The organism is Flavobacterium sp., assembly GCF_044357305.1.
GTDB lineage: Bacteria > Bacteroidota > Bacteroidia > Flavobacteriales > Flavobacteriaceae > Flavobacterium.
This window is the reverse complement of sequence record NZ_JBIKPS010000004.1, coordinates 39,288-58,837: the sequence shown is the minus strand read 5'-3', so window position 1 is coordinate 58,837 and position 19,550 is coordinate 39,288. Positions and strand designations below refer to the sequence as shown.

Sequence of the window (19,550 nt, the reverse complement as noted above, 5' to 3'; positions counted from 1 at the left end):
CAATACAAATATATAACGTTATCTCATATTTTTTATTGTATAAACTAATTATTAATTTTATTTTTACAAATTGTAATATTTACATCAAATTCACGTTTCTCTATTTAATGAAAAAGATTGTTACTTGTTTTATAGTTTTATTATGTGGCTTTGTTAATGCGCAACAAAGTGCCACTATTACTTTAGATTGGGTTGCTAAAACTATCTATTCTATTGGTGATATTAAATTAAACGTTCCTCAATTTTCTTCTGATAGTTATAATTTTGATTTGCAAAATAAATCTATACAATTTATAAAAAAAATTCCTACGGATTTTTTTGTTAATGAATCCTCTTTGCAAATTAATAATATAGAATTTGAATCTATTTCAACTGCACAGTTAGGAGATTTGTCTCAGTCCTCAATAAACAACACTATTAATGCTTCTGTTAAGACTTCTATTTCTAGAGACCAGTATTTTGGTTATTTATCTTTTTCGCCTATAATCAAAGATGATTCTGGTTTTAAGAGAGTGAAATCTTTGACTTATTCTTTCACAAGAGAAACTAATTCTTTTAAAATCGCTACTAACAATTCTATTACAACAATTTCTAATTCGGTTTTAGCTACAGGTACTTGGAAACGTATTTACATACAAAAATCTGGAGTTTATAGAATATCTAAAAGTTTTTTATCCGATTTAGGGTTTAATGTAAACGCTATAAATCCACAAAAAATTCAAATTTATGGATTAGGAGGAAGAATGGTGCCATTAGCAAATAGCAGCACATTTCCTTATGATTTAACAGAAAATGCTGTTCAAGTTGTTGGAGAATCGGATGGCATTTTTAATGACGACGATTATATATTATTTTATGGGGAAGGAATGGATAATTGGAGTTCGGAAAACAAAACCAATTTGAATTTATATGCAGATAAGTCCTATTATTATATCACGATTGGTGCTACCAATGGAAAAAGAATTAATACCATTACACAACCTGCAGGAACTCCAACATTAAATATAACAACTTTTGACGATTATCAATTTCATGAAGTTGATCTAACTAATATTGGAAAGTTGGGTAGAACCTGGTTTGGTGAGGATTTTAGTTTAAAAAACGAACAAACTTTTGATTTTTCTTTCCCAAATATTGATACCACAGTGCCAGTCAGTATTGCATTGCATACTGGAGCCCTTTCAATAGTTTCAACTTCTTTTGTTGCAACAGCAAATGGTTTAAATTTAGGTACTTTATCTATGGTTGACGTAGCCTTGAATTCCGGTAAAGTTGCGGCAGAAGCTAATTTATCGTCAACAACTACTTTTCCTGCCGTTGCAAATATCAGTATAAAACTTACTTATAATAATAATGGGGTTCCTACTTCCAAAGGCTATTTAGATTATATTAATTTAAAAGCAAAAAGTAATTTAATAGGTTATGGAAAACAATTTCGATTTACTTATAATGCTGCAAGTACTCTTTCCGGAATTGCTCAATATCAAATTGCCAATGCTGTTGGAATTTCTCAAGTTTGGGATATTTCAGATATTTATAATGTTGGAACTATTTCTAATGCAGGGCAAAGTAGTTTTTCATTTACTTCTTTATTAGGACAAGATACAAAATACATTGCAATAGATTTATCGGATTTATATGCACCTTCTAAAGATTCTAATGTTTCAGTAGCTAACCAAGATTTAAAAGGTACTATTTTTAAAAATACACAAGGTATTTTTCAAGATATAGATTATTTAATTATTACTCCTAGTTTTTTAAATTCACAAGCCGAAAAGTTGGCTAATTTCCATAGAAATTATTCGGGATTGAATGTGAAAGTAGTTAATCTAGATTTAATTTATCCAGAATTTGGTGGCGGAAAACAAGATATTGGCGCCATTAGAAATTTTATTAAATATGTATACCAAAACGCATCTACACCAGCTAATAAAGTAAAATATGTAAATCTTTTTGGCGATGCTTCGTATGATTTTAAAGATAGAATTCGAAATAATACCAATATAGTCCCTATTTACCATGCAGTGAATAGTTATACAGAATTTGCAACCTCTTTTTCTTCAGATGATTATTTTGTAGAGATGGATGCTACAGAAGGAAATCTCGACAATAATTATGGTGCGCCAGACATTGCTGTGGGTAGAATGTTGGTGTCATCAGTACAACAAGCAGAAGAAATGGTTACTAAGGTCATAGAATACCACGATATTAAATCTTATGGAAGTTGGAGAAATATATATGTATCAATATCGGATGATACCGATAAAGATGGAGATCAAGTTTTGCAAGTTGCTCAAAATGAACTAACAGATCTTATTTATACTAATAAACCCTTTATTAATTTCAAGAAAATTCTTTTAGATTCCTATCAACAAGAAACTTCAGCAGGTGGGGCAAGATATCCAAAAGCCAAAGAGGATTTAACCAATTATTTTGAAAATGGAGCATTAGTTTTTAATTATCTGGGTCATGGAGGAGAAGATGGTTTAACAGGAGAGCGACTTTGGGATAAATTGGATGGCGCTAATTTTCATAACCAATATAAATACCCCTTGGTAATTACAATCACTTGTCAATTTACCCGTTTTGACAATCCATTTCGGCCTACCGCTGGAGAATATACTTTTTGGAATCCATCTGGAGGTGCCATTTCTTTGGTTTCAACAACACGTGAAATAAGTTATGCCTTCGGTTTTAATAAATCACTTTCTGAAAAACTTTTTTCTTTTGGTACTTCACCAATCATTTCTATTGCCGAGGCATTGCGCCAGGCAAAAAGTGCTAGCAATGCCGATGGATCTGCAGTCAGAGTTACATCCTATATAGGAGATCCTGCCCTAATGTTGGCAATTCCAAAGCCAACTGTTGTTCTAACTAAGGTCAACGACGTGCCTATGTCACAGCCTGTAGATGACTTGAAAGCATTAGGTTATGTTAAACTTACTGGAGAAGTGCAAGATGAAAATGGAACTTTGTTAACTTCCTATAATGGAGAGCTTTCTGTAAATGTGTTTGATAAAAATTATTCCAAAATGACACTAAATAACGATGGATTTAGTGTGCCAATTTCGTTCGACAATATAGGAGAAACTATATTTAGAGGAAACGCTTCAGTAAATAATGGTGTATTCGAACTTGGTTTCGTTGTTCCTAAAGACATCAAAATTCCACTTGGAAATGGTAGAGTAAGTTTTTATGCTAAAAGAAATCAAGTATTTTTAGATAAAACCGGGTATAATTTGAATATAAAAGTAGGAGGGGTAAACACCAATGCTGTAGCAGATGTCATCCCGCCTAGAGTGCGGCTTTATATGAATGATGAAACTTTTGTAAATGGTGGAATCACTAATGAATCTCCCTATTTCCTTGCTTTTTTAGAAGACGAACATGGTATCAACACCGCAAGTGGAATAGGGCATGATATTGTGGCAATATTAGATGGCGACGAAACCAAACCTTATGTATTGAATGATTATTACGAAACCGAACTTAACAATTATACCAAAGGTAAAATCAGATTTCCGTTCCGGAATTTAGCTGCAGGATTGCATACTATTATTTTTAAAGCCTGGGATGTTTACAATAATTATGTGTCCAGTGAAATTCAATTTGTAGTTGCTAATAGTCAAGATGTTACCTTAACAAATGTGTTAAATTATCCAAATCCATTTGTAAATTATACGCAATTTTGGTTCAATCATAACAAGCCTTATGAGCCTTTAGAAGTGCAAGTGCAGGTCATGACCATTACCGGTAAAATTGTAAAAACTATCAATCAAATCATTACTACAGAAGGGTTTTTATCCAGAGAAATTAATTGGGATGGCAAAGATGATTTTGGAGATAAAATAGGAAAGGGTGTCTATATTTATAAACTAACCGTCAAGTCAACAGTTTCTAATAATAAGGCGGAAAAATTTGAAAAACTTGTTATCCTATAAGAAAATGTTATATTTGTTAAATAATAATACAATAAAAATGAAATCGAAGCTTCAACAATTTAAAATAAATAAGCAAATTAGCAGTAGTAAAACTATACTATTGTTGGCTTTAGTAATATTTACAAATCAGTTTGTTACTGCGCAAGAACGCGTTATTACAACTGGGGTTCCATTCTTAATGGTAGCTGCCGATGCACGCGCTGCAGGTATGGCAGATCAAGGTGTTGCAACATCTGCAGATGCCTATTCCCAACAATGGAATCCAGCTAAATATGCTTTTGCACTTGATAAACAAGGGTTTTCTATTAGTTATACGCCCTACTTAACCCAATTAGTAAACGATATTTCTTTAGGACAAGTAAATTACTACAACCGACTATCTGAAAGAAGTGCATTTGCAACAAGTTTGCGTTATTTTAGTTTAGGTGAAATAGAATTAAGACAAAATTTTGACGACCCAGCCAATGTTGTAAAACCAAATGAATTGGCATTGGATGGTTCCTATTCCTTGAAATTAAGTGATCATTTCAGTATGGCTGTTGGTGGAAGATACATTAGATCCAATTTGAAAATTGCAGATATAAATACCGATGCAGTAGCTGGAAAGTCTTTTGCGGTAGATGTGGCTGGATTTTTTCAATCGGAAGAAGTTGCTTTTAGTGATTTTAACGGAAGATACCGTTTTGGATTTAACTTCCAAAATATGGGTCCAAAAATAAGTTATGACGCTACTAAAAATGATATTACTTCTAATTATTTACCTGCGAACATGCGTATTGGTGGAGGTTTTGATTTTATTTTAGACGAATATAGTAAAGTAGCTCTAAACGTGGAATTTGCTAAACTGATGGTGCCAACTCCGCAAGCACTTACCGATGTTAATGCTGATGGAGTAATTGATAACACCGACCAATCCATAATCAACACCGATTACAAAAAAATAAACTGGGTTTCTGGAATGTTTAAATCTTTTGGAGATGCTCCAGGAGGAATGTCAGAAGAACTTAAAGAATTTACCTATTCAGTTGGTACGGAATATTCTTATCAAGATTCTTTCGCATTTCGAATGGGTTATTTTCATGAAAGTCCTATGAAAGGAGCAAGGAAATTTTTCTCTCTTGGAGCAGGTTTTAAATACAACGTAGTTAAAGTAGACGTTTCTTATTTATTCAATGCATCTAGAATTAAGAGTCCTTTAGAGAATACACTTCGTTTTTCTTTAACCTTTAACTTTGGTGATAAATACGATGAATATTAGAATTTTATAATTTAATTAAAAATCCAAATTTCAGTTTTGAAATTTGGATTTTTTTTCCGCAATAATCCAATGAAAGAAATACACATTACCACAACCTTTGAAGTTTTTCACAGCATTTCTGATTTGTCTGAAAATATTCAGACGTTAATGCAACAAGCTATCGAAATAAGGAAAAAGGCCTATGCTCCTTATTCTCATTTTAGAGTAGGTGCTGCAATCTTATTAGATAATGGTAAAATTGTTTTGGGGTCTAATCAAGAAAATGCGGCCTATCCATCGGGGCTTTGTGCCGAAAGGGTAGCGATATATCAAGCAGGAGCAGTTTATCCCGATGTCAAGATTTTAACCATCGCAATTACAGCGGCTTCCGATTCTAATCCCACCTTGTCGCCAATTCCTCCTTGTGGTTCTTGTCGTCAATCTATTGCAGAATATGAATTCAAACAGGATACTCCGATAGAAATATACTTTATGGGGGAATCGGGTGAGGTTTACAAGTCAAATTCCATTAATAATTTATTGCCTTTATCTTTTAATAAAACATCCTTATAGGCTATATCGTTATAGTTAATATTTTTGATGGAACAATTATTAAAAAATACCATTTTCGTCGGTAATAATTTTTACATCTAATAGCAATATCCTACTTTTGCAATTCGCGAATTTTTGATATTCTATATATTTGCTAAATAAAAACAAAAAACAACATCCGTAATTCATTAAAAATGAAAGAGATTACTAAAGAAGTATACTTAAACTGGTATGAAGATATGCAGTTCTGGAGAAAATTTGAAGATAAATTAGCTGCAGTTTACATCCAACAAAAAGTCAGAGGATTTTTACATTTATATAATGGTCAAGAAGCAGTTTTAGCGGGTGCACTTCACGCTATGGATCTTTCTAAAGACAAGATGATTACTGCTTACCGTAATCACGTGCAACCAATCGGAATGGGTGTGGATCCAAAAAGAGTTATGGCAGAACTTTACGGAAAAGTAACTGGAACTTCTAAAGGAATGGGTGGATCTATGCACATTTTCTCTAAAGAAAAAGGTTTTTTTGGTGGTCACGGAATCGTGGGTGCTCAAATTCCGGTAGGAGCTGGTATGGCTTTCGCCGATAAATATTTCGAAACTGGTGGCGTAACTTTAACCTATTTTGGGGATGGTGCCGCGCGCCAAGGATCGCTTCACGAAGCGTTTAATATGGCTATGTTATGGAAACTTCCTGTAGTATTTATTTGTGAAAACAACGGATATGCAATGGGAACTTCTGTTGAAAGAACCGCAAATCATACCGACGTGTGGAAACTTGGTTTAGGATATGAAATGCCTTGCGGACCAGTTGATGGAATGAATCCTGTGAAAGTTGCAGAAGCAATGACCGAAGCAATTGACAGAGCACGTCGTGGTGACGGACCAACATTTTTAGAAATGAAAACGTACCGTTATAGAGGTCACTCTATGTCGGATGCACAATTATACAGAACCAAAGACGAAGTTGAAGAATACCGAAAAATAGATCCAATTACGCAAGTTTTGGATGTAATCAAAGAAAATAACTACGCAACTGAAGCAGAAATTGAAGCAATTGATCAAAGAGTAAAAGACTTGGTTGACGAATGCGAAAAATTTGCTGAAGAATCACCGTTTCCAGAAGTACAACAATTGTATGATGTGGTTTACGAACAAGAAAATTATCCTTTCATTTCTCATAGATTATAATTATGGCTACAGTAATAAACATGCCTCGTTTGAGCGACACAATGACCGAAGGAACTGTTGCTACTTGGCTAAAAAAAGTGGGCGATACCATAAAAGAAGGTGACATCTTAGCCGAAATCGAAACCGATAAAGCTACAATGGAATTTGAATCTTTCAATTCGGGTGTTTTATTATACATCGGAATTCCTGAAGGAGAATCGGCACCAGTAGATTCACTTCTTGCAATTATAGGAACAGAAGGAGAAGATATTAGTTCATTAATTTCTAATACTTCAAATCCCAAATCCCAAGAAGAAAAAGTTGAACTTAAAGAAGAGCAACTTCCAACTTCTAACTTCCAACTTCCAGCTAATGTAAAAGTAATCACTATGCCACGTTTAAGTGATACTATGACTACTGGAACCGTTGCTACTTGGTTAAAAAAAGTTGGAGATGAAGTGAAAGAAGGAGATATTCTTGCGGAAATCGAAACCGACAAAGCAACCATGGAATTTGAATCTTTCAATTCAGGTACTTTATTATTCATAGGAATTAACGAAGGTGAATCTGCACCAGTAGATAGCGTATTAGCTATCATCGGGCCTGCAGGAACAGACATAACAGGAGTAGCAGAGAATTACGGAAATGGCGAAGCAGCAACAGTTGCTAAAAGTGTAGAAAAAGTAGAAGCACAAGCAGCTGCAACTTCTAACACCCAAGTCCCAACTTCCAACTCCAATGATCGCATTTTCGCTTCTCCATTAGCAAAACAAATAGCTAAAGATAAAGGGATTAACCTTTCTCTAGTGCAAGGTTCTGGTGAAAACGGAAGAATTACAAAAAGTGATGTAGAAAACTATAAAGTCGAAAGTCAACAGTCGAAAGTCGAAAGTCAACCTACAACTTCTCAGCCAGCAACTGCAGCTGCAACCAAACCATTCGTTCCAGCAGGAGAAGTGGTTACCGAAGAAATCAAAAATTCGCAAATGCGAAAAATAATTGCCAAACGTTTGGCAGAATCTTTATTCACCGCACCGCACTACAACCTTACAATTGAAGTGAGCATGGACGACGCAATGCAATCAAGAGCCATTATTAACGCAGTGCCAGATACCAAAGTTTCGTTTAACGATATGGTAATCAAAGCCTGTGCAATGGCATTGAAAAAACATCCAAAAATCAATTCGCAGTGGAAAGAAGAGGCAATTACCATCAATCACCACGTGAATATTGGCGTTGCAGTAGCTGTTGAAGACGGATTAGTAGTTCCAGTTTTACGTTTTACCGATGCCATGAGTTTGTCTCAAATTGGAGCAGGTGTTCGTGATTTAGCAGGAAGAGCAAAAACTAAAAAATTACTACCAACCGAAATGGAAGGAAGTACTTTCACTGTTTCTAACCTTGGAATGTTCGGAATAGTAGAATTTAATTCCATCATCAACCAACCCAATTCAGCTATCCTTTCCGTAGGAGCAATCGTTGAAAAACCAGTGGTTAAAAAAGGTCAAATTGTAGTTGGAAACACCATGATGTTATCCTTAGCTTGCGACCATCGAACTATCGATGGAGCTACAGGCGCACAATTTTTACAAACATTAAAATTGTTTATTGAAAATCCAGTAACGATGTTAGCATAATATATTAAAAACTAGTCCTAAAATATCTTTGTCGATTTTTAGGACTAGTTAATTTAGATTAGAATTTGTAGTTAACTCCAAATGAAACTGCAGACCAGTCTCCTCCAAGTCTAATGCTAGAAGCATTTTCATCACCAGGCTGGTCACCTTTTTGAGAAGCATAACTTAAAACTGCAATTTTAGTTTCTAAAGAGAAATTTTTTGAAACAAAATAATTTAATCCTGGAGCCAAAGCAACTGCAAAACTGTTCACTTTAGTAACATTTCCAATTACAGGAGTAGATTTATCTGTACCAAAAGCGGCACCAAGTTCTCCAAATAAGGAAAATTGAGAAGCTGGATTAAAATAATATCTACCAGCCAATCCAGCTGCAAAAGTACTAGTTTTGCTTTTACCCGAAGCAGAAGTTGCTTGAACACTTCCTGATCCAATATTTAGGTTTACACCTAAAGCTATATTATCCGAAACAAAATAGCCTACAGAAGGTGCAAAAACAAAACGGTCTTCTTTGTAATAAGAAATCTTTGAATCGGAACCAAATAGTAGAGCTCCAGATACAAAAACATCTCCTTTAGCAAATCCTAAATTAGATTCTTTTTTGTTTTGCGCGTTAGCAAAACCAATAGCACTAAGTGCAACAACAGTTAAAATGATTTTTTTCATCTTATTTATTAATTAAAGTTATACTTAAAGTTAAAAAAATAAAATAATCTGTGCAAAAAAAAATGTCTACTTTTAATATTTAGAATAGTTCTAAAAAAATCTTAAAACAACTTATTTGTAACAAAGTTTATTTAATTTTACCGAAACCTTTTACATGAAAATTATTATTATCAACGGTCCCAACTTGAATTTACTAGGAAAAAGAGAGCCTGAAATTTATGGGCACCAAAATTTTGAAGATTATTTTAATTTTTTAAAAGAGAAATTTCCTGTAGTAGAATTAGAATATTACCAAAGTAATGTTGAAGGTGAATTGATAAATAAATTACAAAATGTTGGATTTTCTTACAACGGAATCATTCTAAATGCTGCTGCCTACACTCATACTTCTATAGGAATTGGAGATGCCGTTAAAGCAATTACTACCCCGGTAATTGAAGTGCATATTTCTAATACGTTTGCAAGAGAAGAATTTCGTCACCAGTCCTATATTTCCTCTAGTGCCAAAGGAGTAATTCTTGGGTTTGGTTTGAAAAGTTACGAACTCGCTTTGCAATCCTTTTTGTTATAATAGTTAGCATTTATTTTATTAATAATTTTCTATAAAACATTTTTTATGAAAAAAATCAGTACCCTTTTATTTCTAATTTTCTCAGTAATTTCTTTCGGACAAGTAAAAGGAGTAGTTAATGACTTGCAAGGAAAACCAATTGCCTTTGCCAATGTATATGTAAAAGACACCTATATTAGCACCACTACTAATGACCAAGGCAAATACGAACTAAATATAAAAATTTCTGGAACGTACACAATTATTTATAAATATTTAGGGTATAAAACCGAAAAGAAAATTGTAGAATTTAATAAAGTTACTCTTACAGTAGACGCTACCTTACAAGAGGAAGAAATCCAATTGAATGAGGTGTCAATTAGTACTAAAGTAAATCCTGCTATTGAAATTATAAAAAATGCCATTGCTAGCAGAAAAGAAAATTCTGCCAAAACAGCTAAATACAATGCCGATTTTTATTCCAGAGGAATCTTTCGGGTTAAAAACCTTCCGAAAGCAATATTAGGTCAAAAGCTAGATTTCTTTGATGAAGTGATAGATTCCACCCGAAGCGGTATTTTATATCTTTCGGAAACAGTTTCTAAAATAACATTCCAAAAGCCCGATAAAATGAAGGAAACTATCATTGCTTCTAAAGTTAGTGGCAACGATAATGGTTTCAGTTTTAATAATGCTGCCGATGTAAATTTTGACTTTTACGAAAACTATTTAGATTTTAATGTAAAAGTAGTTTCTCCTATTGCAGACAATGCTTTTAATTATTATAAATACAAATTTGATGGTTCTTTTGTAGATGATAACAATAAAATTATAGATAAAATAAAAGTAACCCCAAAACGAGAAAATGAACCAGCAATGGTCGGCTACATTTACATTGTAGACGATTCTTGGGCAATCTATGCTGTAGATTTATCCATTAAGGGAAGTCAAATGCAAAATCCGGCACTGAATACTTTAACATTAAAGCAGAATTTTAGTTATAATAACACCAATAAAATTTGGGCTAAGAATACCCAAACGATAGATTTTGAAGCTGGAATGTTTGGCATCAATATCAATGGGAAATTTACCTATGTATTTTCTAATTTTGATTTTCCAGAAAAATTAGAAAAGAAAACGTTTACTAACGAAGTTTTAAAATTTGAAGCAAATGCCAATAAAAAAGAAGACTCCTTTTGGAACACCATTCGTCCAGTTCCTTTAACTTTAGAAGAAAGCACCGATTATTTAAAGAAAGATGCTATTCAAACCAAGAAAAAATCTAAAACCTATTTAGATTCTATTGACAACAAACGAAATAAATTTAGAGTTTCAAGTTTGCTTATGGGATATAATTATTCTAATTCCTTTAAAAAATGGTCTATCAATTACGATGGGCCTTTGATGAAAACCTCCTTCAACACCGTGCAGGGTTGGAAAACACAATCAGGTTTATCGTACATCAAACGAGATCAAGAAAAAAGAACTTTCACCAGAGTTGGTTCTAATTTTGATTATGGATTTTCAGAAAATAAACTACGTGCTACAGGAAGTTATGTTCGTAAATTCAACAATATCAATAATGCCATGCTTTATGTAAATGGAGGAAGCAGCGTGAACCAATTCAACGGAAACAATCCTATCTCAAATATGGTAAATACCTTCAGCAGTTTGTTGTTTAAAAACAATTTTATGAAGTTGTACGAGAAAAATTTTGTTGCTGCCAATTTTGGAAGGGAGATTGTAAATGGTTTAAATATGAATTTCAATTTAGAATATTCGGAAAGAAAATCCTTATGGAATACCTCTGACCAAAGCACTACCAAAACCGATGACATCTATTCGTATAACAACCCAATCCTACCAAATGACTTTGTAACTCCAGCATTTGAAAAACACAATTTAATGAAAGCCAATGTAGTTGCAGTAATCAAATTTGGGCAGCACTATTGGACCAGACCCGATGGAAAATACAACATTGGGAATGATGCTTACCCAACTATTTCGGTAGGTCTAGAAAAAACCTTTGCAGCAAACGACAAAAAATACGAATACACCTTGCTATCTGCAAGAGTTCAGCAAGATTTTACTCTCGGAAACAAAGGCGATATGAAAATCAACCTTAGAGGAGGCAAATTCTTTACTGCCGATAACATATCTTTTGTAGATTACAAACACTTTAACGGCAACCAAACCCATATTACAGGTGGCGAAAGTTATACCAATCAGTTCAACAACTTACCCTATTATTCAGCAAGTACCAACAATAGTTATTTTGAAACCCATATCGAGCATAACGACAAAGGATTTTTGATGAATAAAATTCCGTTATTGAACAAACTGCAATCGCAATTGGTTTTAGGATTCCACAATTTGGCAATCCCTGGAAGAAATCCGTACCAAGAATTTTCGGTGGGATTGGACAATTTAGGGGTTGGAAAAGCAAAACTTTTCAGAGTAGATTATGTTCGTTCTTACCAAAATGGCTACCAAGGAAATACCGTTATCTTCGGATTGAAATTCTTGAATATATTAGAATAAAATAGTTTTTTTTGCCACAGATTAAAAAGATTAATAGGATTTAAAAAATCTGTGTAATCCGTGTAATCTGTGGTAAAAACAAATAGTGAAAATTAGTGTCATTCGTGGCAAAAAAAATATCATTTAAAAAACACATCATATCCAAATCGGATTAAAGTGCCAACCACCACTATTAAAAAGAAAATTCGAATAAAAGAGTTTCCTTTTTTAATAGCCAACTTGGCTCCCATCCATCCACCAAAAGCATTACATACCGCCATCGGAATTGCAATTGCCCAAATAATTTTCCCTTTCAAAATAAACAAACAAATCGAACCGAAATTCGTTGCTAGGTTTACCATTTTAGCATTTGCGGAAGCATGTAAAAAATCAAAACCCAAGATTGTAACAAATCCTAAAACCAAAAAACTTCCCGTTCCCGGTCCAATAAATCCGTCGTAAAATCCTATACAAATACTCATTACAACGGCTAGAAGCAATTGCTTTTTTGGAGATAAATTCTTCTCTTGGTGGGTTCCGAAATTCTTTTTGGCAAAGGTATAAATTGCAATCAAAGTCAATACAACTAACAGCAATGGTTTCATAAAATCATTGCTCACCAAAGTCAATAAATTGGACCCTAAAAATGCCGAACTAAAAGCTATAACAGCCATTATGGAAAGTAATTTCCAATTCATTTGTACTTTCTTCAAATACTGATTGGCAGCAAAAGAAGTACCGCTAAAAGCAGGAATTTTCAACGATCCAATTACCGAAGAAACCGCCAAATTTGGCAACAATACCAAAGCAACCGGAGTTTGAATCAAACCACCACCACCTACAATAGCATCTACAAATCCTGCAAAAAAGGCTGCTAAACAAAGAAGTACAATTATATAGGTTTCCATAAATATTTTAAATTCCAATAATTAAATTCCAAATTCCAATTCATTAAAGTAAAGTTGAAATATTTGTTTTCATCAATCTCATTAAATTCCAATAATTAAATTCCAATTCCTTAAAGTAAAGTTGAAATATTTGTTTTCATCAATCTTATTAAATTAAAAAAAAATCCAAATTCCAAGGTATCAAAGATAAATTTGGAATTTGGAATTTTAAAATATTGGAATTTTATTTATACCCTCACGATATTCGCACCAAGTGCACGCAAGCGTTCGTCTATTCGTTCGTACCCTCTATCAATTTGTTCAATGTTTTGAATGGTAGAAGTCCCTTTAGCAGAAAGCGCAGCAATTAATAACGAGATTCCCGCTCTAATATCTGGCGAACTCATTACGGTTGCTTTCAATTCTGATTTAAAATTATGTCCCATAACCACCGCACGGTGCGGATCGCATAACATAATCTTAGCACCCATATCAATCAGTTTGTCCACAAAAAACAAACGGCTTTCAAACATTTTTTGGTGAATCAATACATCGCCATTGGCTTGCGTTGCAACCACTAAAATAATACTTAATAAATCGGGAGTAAATCCTGGCCATGGCGCATCGGCAATAGTTAAAATAGACCCATCAATATCGGTTTTTACTTCATATCCTTCATGCGTAGGAATATAAATATCATCGCCTCTTCGTTCTAGAGTAATTCCAAGTTTTCTAAACACACTCGGAATAACTCCTAGGTTATCCCAACTTACATTTTTAATCGTGATTTCACTTCTAGTCATGGCCGCAAGACCAATCCAAGAACCAATTTCAATCATGTCGGGTAGAATTCTATGATCACATCCACCAAGACTTTCAACGCCTTCAATGATTAACATATTCGATCCAACTCCTTTAATGTTGGCACCCATAGAGTTCAACATTTTACACAGTTGTTGCAAATAAGGCTCGCAAGCTGCATTGTAAATAGTAGTTATTCCTTCGGCTAAAACAGCAGCCATAACAATATTGGCAGTCCCCGTTACCGAAGCTTCGTCCAACAACATATAGGCACCTTTTAATCTTCCTTCATTTTCTACACCATAAAAATGGTCTTCTCTTTCGTATCTAAATTTAGCACCAAGATTAATAAATCCTTCAAAATGGGTATCCAATCTTCGTCTTCCAATTTTATCGCCACCTGGTTTCGGAATATATCCTTTTCCAAATCGAGTCAACAATGGCCCAACAATCATGATAGACCCTCTAAGAGAACCACCTTCTTTTTTAAATGCTTCCGTTTCAAGATACGCTACATTCACCTCATCGGCTTGAAAAGTAATAGATCCTGGTCCGTTTTTTTGCAATTTAACGCCCAAGTTTCCTAAAAGCGTTATCAATTTATTGACATCAATAATATCTGGAATATTACTAATTGTTACTTTTTCTGGTGTTAAAAGCACGGCACACAATATTTGTAAAGCCTCGTTTTTAGCGCCTTGTGGTGTAACATCCCCTTTTAGTCTAATGCCTCCTTCAATTTTAAAAGTTCCCATGTTTATTTTTGGTTTGGGGTTTTGGGTTTTGGGTTTTGGGTTTTGGGTTTTGGGTTCAAGAACTCGCAACTCGCAACACGTAACTCGCAACTATTTTGGATTATTATTATTTTTCACAAAAGGCTTTTTGCCTAAAGCTGGTTTTTTAAAACCTTGAATTTTCATGTTTTTTTGAGCCGGTGCCAACGTTTTGTTAGACACTTTTTTGTTGGTACGAATTAAATCATTAGTAGTAGATAATTCTTCTTCACTGCCCAAAAGATTGATAGTACCTTCGGATAGTTCATACAAATGTTCGAAAATAACCGTATCGGTAACCGTGTCTTTATTCCAACTCAAATACGATTTTTTCATGTGGTTGGCAATAACTTTTACCAACGCACTTTTCATTTCGCCTTCCTCCCATTTGTTGGCAACTTCTATCATGTATTTGATATTGTTTCCATAAAAACGGTATTTCGGATTTTTCTGCGGATATGCCAATCGCTCTGGCTTCAAGTTAATCACCTCCCGAGTTGGTATAGGATAGGGCGAATCTACATCCAACATAAAATCGGCCATAATAAAAATCTGGTCCCACAATTTATGCTGAAAATCGGGTACATCGCGCAGATGCGGATTCAAACTCCCCATTACCTGAATGATGTAACGAGCCGCCTTGTTGCGTTCTTCCCTATCGGCAATAACCTTAGCCTGATCAATCAATTTTTGCAAATGACGACCATATTCTGGGATGATTAAATGCGGTCTTTCGGCGTTGTATTCTAAATTAAATACCACGTCATTCGCATTTTCTTTGATATATTTTGGTACCATATTAAAATGAAATTATTCCTTCTATTGTAGAAACTTCAATGTATTTTTCCACCACATCCGCGGGAGAATTCATCGTTAAATTAACCGAAATACTAGTGTATTTCCCTGCTTTAGACGGATGGGTTTTAATCACTGCCCCCATATTATCAAAAGCATTTTCCACCGCTTCTATTTTCTTGGCATCGGTAGGAACAATAAATTTATAAAGGTATTCTGATGGCCAACTGGAAGTGTTATTCAATTCTTCCTTTAGGCGAATGTAAAATTCTTCGGTCTTTTTATCCATTCTCTAATTAAAATAAACGCAAATATACATTTTTGATATTAGATATAAGATATCCCAACTTAGATTTTTATGATTTACACCTTGAATTTTCAGGAGCGAATGGTTTGCGCATTTTGGTAATCGTCGTTCCCGCTTTTCGTTGCAATCTGTCATTGCGAGGCACGAAGGAGTCCAATAACAACATATCCTTATCGCAATGCCAGGATTTTCTCTTCAATCGGGGCTAAATAGGTTATGTCTTTTGTGAAAGTAGAATTTTAAAAGAAATTTTTTATTATAAAATTCGCTAGAACTAAAAAATAACTCTCATCCCTTTATCTTCATGTCTAAAGAAGCATCTACTATTTTTTTTTATATAATTAATGCACTGCAATTTATTTCATTCGTAAAAAACATTTTTTTTATTTGAAAATAAAAACTACTTTTAACGATAGTAAATTACATATTGTCGAATTATTAATACGTAAATATACAAGTTGCAGGAAACCTTATCCCAAAATTACGCATAAAAAAAGAATATATTAACCCGCATAATTTAAGAATAAAGTTTATCTTAACGGAAAAATTTTCAGCCGTGCGTTTTGCAAAATGAAAAAAACAAAACCAAAATAATATATTATGAAAACAAAAAACAAATTATTTTCAAAATTCCTTTTGCTTCTAGCATTAATTGTTTTGTCGAGTTGTGAGAAGGATCTATACGAAAATCAAATTCAAAACTCTAACAACAAAAGAGAAATTTCTTTCGAGCAATTTAAAAAAGAAACTGGTCTGAACGATTTTAAAACAAAAATTGCAATACCAAAAAATGAAAACACATTGGCTTCAAGAAATTCTGATGGAAGCTATGAGATAAGTGATTTTAATATTGACACCAATTTTATCAAAAGGCTTGTTATTAATCAAAAAACAACTTATACTTTTAGAATTGAACCTTTAGAAAGAACGAATGAAAGTCTTTTTAATTTAATAATGTTTTATAAAGATGGTTGGCAATCATTAATATTAGAATTGAAACCCACACAAGAAAATTTAATTTTATTAAAGGGTGAATTGACTGAAAAATTTGAGGGAACAATTACTAACCTTTATCAATCCAACCGTTCTTCTTCTTCACCATGCACAACTATTTTTGTTGACTTTTGGCATTGTACAGGTACTGGTCCATGCAAAAGTGGTACTTGTGATCAATGCAATCAATGTGTAAGTAATGATAGCTATACTCTGTGTGGTACTATTGAAACGCATCCAGAACCTGAGCATATTGATGTAGGCCCAAGTAGTGGTGGTGGTCCTGGAGGAGATTCATCTACAACATCAGATGATATTACAATTTCACCAAATCTATCAACAGAAGGTCTAACTGACACAACAGGTTTAGCATCAACATCAAATCAATTCTTAACAAATCAATTTTTAAATAATTTATCGCCTGAACAACAGCAATGGACTATAGAACATCCCGATGAATATAATGCACTAATTAACAATTTAATTGCAAATAATTGGAATCAAAATTTAACCACTTTTGTAAGACAAATGATTAATTTAAGTGCTATTAATAATTCTACTTTTGCATTAGATAGTACAATAAATTCTCAAAATGCTTTGACGTTTAATAGTATTGATGAATTAAATAATTATTTTAATAATTATTCTAATATCCAAAATGGAGATATTATGTCATCTATTATTGAAGGAGATACAAAAACTGCTAGCTTCAGTAAAACAGTAAATCTATTTACACATTTTGATGCAGAAGTAAATCAAACCTTGAATCCATATTCAGTTAATGACGTAACTACAAGTATTTCTGGAAACACATTAGGTTTAGTTTATACCCAAACAACAACATCAAGTGCTTCACAGGTTTCAACTTCTGGCAATGTAGTGACTATTACTGTTTCGGGTAATTTAGATTTTGTTCTTTTTACACAAGGAATTGGAACAATACATACTTTCAAGATTAAATATGTATTGAAAGTTAATAAGTTAACAGGAGAACCAATTTCAATTGAAATAATTGGATTACCATAACAATTTAATTTTTAAATATGATACACATAGCAAATAGTTTTAGTTTTGGCATTTTTGTTTGGCAATTTTCGCTTCTAGTTTTATTATCTATAATAATTTATTTAATAGTCAAATACTATAAAAAGAAAAAAAATAACATTAAAAATTAATGTAACAACAGTAAACATTTATTGATGACAATGCGTGAAATTTTAAAATATGAAAACTTTTAATGTAGAAAATGATATTATTTTTATTATAATAAGAATATTACAATTAATTTTTATTATAGGACTTCCTATTTATATATTTTATAGAATATCTAAAATTTTCAAAAAAACAAAAAAAATAGATTTTTAATTTAAGTAAATTTTATTGTTCTTTAATATTTTTAAAGCAGTTTTTGGCTTCGTCAAAACTGCTTTTTTTGTATCATAATATGTCATCAATAACTTTACAAAAAAAAAAAAACAAGTCATAAAATCCCACGGAAACTTAACAGTAACCTACGGAAGTTTAATAGTGAAAGGCGGAAGATTTATATTGAAAGGCGGAAGATTTAAAGTAAACAACGGAAATAAAATAATGATAGGCGGAAGCTTAATAGTGAATGAGAGTTGTTTTACTTTGATACAGAGAAGTTTTACCATGACAAGCGGAAGCTTTATAGTACTAAACGGAACCCGCTCCGCAAAGTCTCATGACTTTGAGGTAAAATAAAGAATAAGAAGAAAGATGTAAAATGAAAATATATGAAAATAAAAAGTTTAAAATATTCCGCAAAGTCGGGAGGACTTTGCGCAGCGGGAGGGTTGCTTCAATCGGAGCTAAGTAAGATTAGATCTTTTGTGAAAGTAGAATTTTAAAAGAAATTTTTTATTTTAAAATTCGCTAGAACTAAAAAATAACTCTCATCCCTTTATCTTCATGTCTAAAGAAGCATCTACGAAATATTTTTTTATATAATTAATTCACTGCAATTTATTTCATTCGTAAAAAACATTTTTTTTATTTGAAAATAAAAACTATTTTTATCGATAGTAAATTGCATTTTGTCGAATTATTAATACGTAAATATACAAGTTGCAGGAAACCTTTGAAAAACGAAACGTGAAAAAAGTAAGTTAAAAGAAAGAAAATCATTAGATTAGCGTTTAAGTACAGCCAGCGTATAGGCAAGCCAAAGAGCAAAACAAATAGAAACGACTAACTTTTGAAAGAGTAATTTAGAAGAAATTGAACAATTTGTGAAGTAAAATGTTTTAAGCAACGGCAGACTTTTTTATTTTTTTTTAATAACATCGAAATTATGTGTAATGTCTGCCCACATAATGTAGAATAATAATTTTAAACTATGAAACGTAGTATCGTTTTTTTTGGAAAAATGTTTGTTTGTTTAACTTTAATTTTTGCATTAAAATCTGCAATGGTAGAAACAAACAAAGTTGCAACAGCCGAAATTGGAGGTTGGTGGGCTGGTAATCAAGGACATGGAACTGCTCAAACCATTTTTATGGGATATGCGGGTGGTCACATGGGAGCAGCTGCTGGCTCTTGGGCTGGTCAATGGATTGGTGGTGCAATCGGTTCATTTGGTGGACCAGCAGGGACTTATTTGGGCATAGTAGCAGGTGGCGCTATAGGTAGTGTCGTTGGTGGAGCTTAAACTATTTTAGCCTAGGATAGCCATTGGCTATCCTAGGCTATATTTTATTA

Annotated in this window: 14 protein-coding genes; 9 read left to right on the top strand and 5 right to left on the bottom strand. The window is 33.1% G+C overall.

Annotation, left to right across the window (positions count from 1 at the left end; genetic code table 11):
• Positions 1 to 107: 107 nt before the first annotated feature.
• From porU to ACIQ2J_RS04595, 5 genes are all read left to right on the top strand, one after another.
• Positions 108 to 3,941: a type IX secretion system sortase PorU gene (gene porU, locus ACIQ2J_RS04615; RefSeq protein WP_396167197.1), complete on the top strand. Its 3,834-nt coding sequence runs from the start codon at positions 108 to 110 to the stop codon at positions 3,939 to 3,941.
• Positions 3,942 to 3,978: 37 nt separating this feature from the next.
• Positions 3,979 to 5,199, top strand: coding sequence for a type IX secretion system outer membrane channel protein PorV (gene porV / locus ACIQ2J_RS04610; RefSeq protein WP_396167196.1), 1,221 nt, complete (start codon positions 3,979 to 3,981; stop codon positions 5,197 to 5,199).
• A gap of 69 nt (positions 5,200 to 5,268) precedes the next feature.
• A complete protein-coding gene (gene cdd / locus ACIQ2J_RS04605; protein ID WP_396167195.1) occupies positions 5,269 to 5,751 on the top strand; it encodes a cytidine deaminase in 483 nt (160 codons plus the stop codon).
• Positions 5,752 to 5,924: 173 nt separating this feature from the next.
• Positions 5,925 to 6,923, top strand: a complete 999-nt coding sequence (gene pdhA / locus ACIQ2J_RS04600; protein ID WP_396167194.1) for a pyruvate dehydrogenase (acetyl-transferring) E1 component subunit alpha — start codon at positions 5,925 to 5,927, stop codon at positions 6,921 to 6,923.
• A 2-nt stretch (positions 6,924 to 6,925) separates the two neighbouring features.
• Positions 6,926 to 8,539 carry a 2-oxo acid dehydrogenase subunit E2 gene (locus ACIQ2J_RS04595; RefSeq protein WP_396167193.1) on the top strand — a complete coding sequence of 538 codons (1,614 nt, stop codon included), beginning with the start codon at positions 6,926 to 6,928 and terminating at the stop codon, positions 8,537 to 8,539.
• A gap of 58 nt (positions 8,540 to 8,597) precedes the next feature.
• Here ACIQ2J_RS04595 and ACIQ2J_RS04590 read toward each other — a convergent pair whose 3' ends face one another.
• Positions 8,598 to 9,203, bottom strand: a complete 606-nt coding sequence (locus tag ACIQ2J_RS04590) for an outer membrane beta-barrel protein (protein ID WP_396167192.1) — start codon at positions 9,201 to 9,203, stop codon at positions 8,598 to 8,600.
• Positions 9,204 to 9,357: 154 nt separating this feature from the next.
• Here ACIQ2J_RS04590 and aroQ point away from each other — a divergent pair, with 154 nt between their 5' ends.
• The gene (gene aroQ / locus ACIQ2J_RS04585) at positions 9,358 to 9,774 is read left to right on the top strand and encodes a type II 3-dehydroquinate dehydratase (protein ID WP_396167191.1); all 417 of its coding nucleotides are present in this window, start codon (positions 9,358 to 9,360) and stop codon (positions 9,772 to 9,774) included.
• 45 nt (positions 9,775 to 9,819) lie between these two features.
• Complete coding sequence (locus ACIQ2J_RS04580) at positions 9,820 to 12,294, top strand: DUF5686 and carboxypeptidase regulatory-like domain-containing protein (protein WP_396167190.1); 2,475 nt, start codon at positions 9,820 to 9,822, stop codon at positions 12,292 to 12,294.
• A 119-nt stretch (positions 12,295 to 12,413) separates the two neighbouring features.
• On the opposite strand, the gene ACIQ2J_RS04575 is transcribed toward ACIQ2J_RS04580, so the two are convergent.
• The 4 genes from ACIQ2J_RS04575 to ACIQ2J_RS04560 form a co-directional block, all read right to left on the bottom strand.
• Positions 12,414 to 13,181: a sulfite exporter TauE/SafE family protein gene (locus tag ACIQ2J_RS04575; RefSeq protein WP_396167189.1), complete on the bottom strand. Its 768-nt coding sequence runs from the start codon at positions 13,179 to 13,181 to the stop codon at positions 12,414 to 12,416.
• A gap of 227 nt (positions 13,182 to 13,408) precedes the next feature.
• Positions 13,409 to 14,716, bottom strand: a complete 1,308-nt coding sequence (gene murA / locus ACIQ2J_RS04570; protein ID WP_396167188.1) for a UDP-N-acetylglucosamine 1-carboxyvinyltransferase — start codon at positions 14,714 to 14,716, stop codon at positions 13,409 to 13,411.
• Positions 14,717 to 14,806: 90 nt separating this feature from the next.
• A complete protein-coding gene (locus tag ACIQ2J_RS04565) occupies positions 14,807 to 15,532 on the bottom strand; it encodes a DUF4290 domain-containing protein (RefSeq protein ID WP_396167187.1) in 726 nt (241 codons plus the stop codon).
• Between the two features lies 1 nt (position 15,533).
• Positions 15,534 to 15,818 carry a DUF493 family protein gene (locus ACIQ2J_RS04560; protein WP_396167186.1) on the bottom strand — a complete coding sequence of 95 codons (285 nt, stop codon included), beginning with the start codon at positions 15,816 to 15,818 and terminating at the stop codon, positions 15,534 to 15,536.
• 618 nt (positions 15,819 to 16,436) lie between these two features.
• Between ACIQ2J_RS04560 and ACIQ2J_RS04555 the strand changes: the two genes are divergently transcribed.
• Together ACIQ2J_RS04555 and ACIQ2J_RS04550 are read left to right on the top strand one after the other, a co-directional pair.
• Entirely contained in the window at positions 16,437 to 17,855 is a 1,419-nt protein-coding gene (locus tag ACIQ2J_RS04555) for a hypothetical protein (protein ID WP_396167185.1), read from the top strand.
• Between the two features lie 1,333 nt (positions 17,856 to 19,188).
• A complete protein-coding gene (locus ACIQ2J_RS04550; protein WP_396167184.1) occupies positions 19,189 to 19,500 on the top strand; it encodes a hypothetical protein in 312 nt (103 codons plus the stop codon).
• Positions 19,501 to 19,550 lie beyond the last annotated feature (50 nt).

Coding starts and splice junctions, on each gene's coding strand:
- ACIQ2J_RS04590 (WP_396167192.1), bottom strand. CDS start 9,203: ATGAAAAAAATCATTTTAACTGTTGTTGCACTTAGTGCTATTGGTTTT.
- porU (WP_396167197.1), top strand. CDS start 108: ATGAAAAAGATTGTTACTTGTTTTATAGTTTTATTATGTGGCTTTGTT.
- aroQ (WP_396167191.1), top strand. CDS start 9,358: ATGAAAATTATTATTATCAACGGTCCCAACTTGAATTTACTAGGAAAA.
- ACIQ2J_RS04595 (WP_396167193.1), top strand. CDS start 6,926: ATGGCTACAGTAATAAACATGCCTCGTTTGAGCGACACAATGACCGAA.
- cdd (WP_396167195.1), top strand. CDS start 5,269: ATGAAAGAAATACACATTACCACAACCTTTGAAGTTTTTCACAGCATT.
- ACIQ2J_RS04565 (WP_396167187.1), bottom strand. CDS start 15,532: ATGGTACCAAAATATATCAAAGAAAATGCGAATGACGTGGTATTTAAT.
- ACIQ2J_RS04550 (WP_396167184.1), top strand. CDS start 19,189: ATGAAACGTAGTATCGTTTTTTTTGGAAAAATGTTTGTTTGTTTAACT.
- porV (WP_396167196.1), top strand. CDS start 3,979: ATGAAATCGAAGCTTCAACAATTTAAAATAAATAAGCAAATTAGCAGT.
- pdhA (WP_396167194.1), top strand. CDS start 5,925: ATGAAAGAGATTACTAAAGAAGTATACTTAAACTGGTATGAAGATATG.
- murA (WP_396167188.1), bottom strand. CDS start 14,716: ATGGGAACTTTTAAAATTGAAGGAGGCATTAGACTAAAAGGGGATGTT.
- ACIQ2J_RS04560 (WP_396167186.1), bottom strand. CDS start 15,818: ATGGATAAAAAGACCGAAGAATTTTACATTCGCCTAAAGGAAGAATTG.
- ACIQ2J_RS04555 (WP_396167185.1), top strand. CDS start 16,437: ATGAAAACAAAAAACAAATTATTTTCAAAATTCCTTTTGCTTCTAGCA.
- ACIQ2J_RS04580 (WP_396167190.1), top strand. CDS start 9,820: ATGAAAAAAATCAGTACCCTTTTATTTCTAATTTTCTCAGTAATTTCT.
- ACIQ2J_RS04575 (WP_396167189.1), bottom strand. CDS start 13,181: ATGGAAACCTATATAATTGTACTTCTTTGTTTAGCAGCCTTTTTTGCA.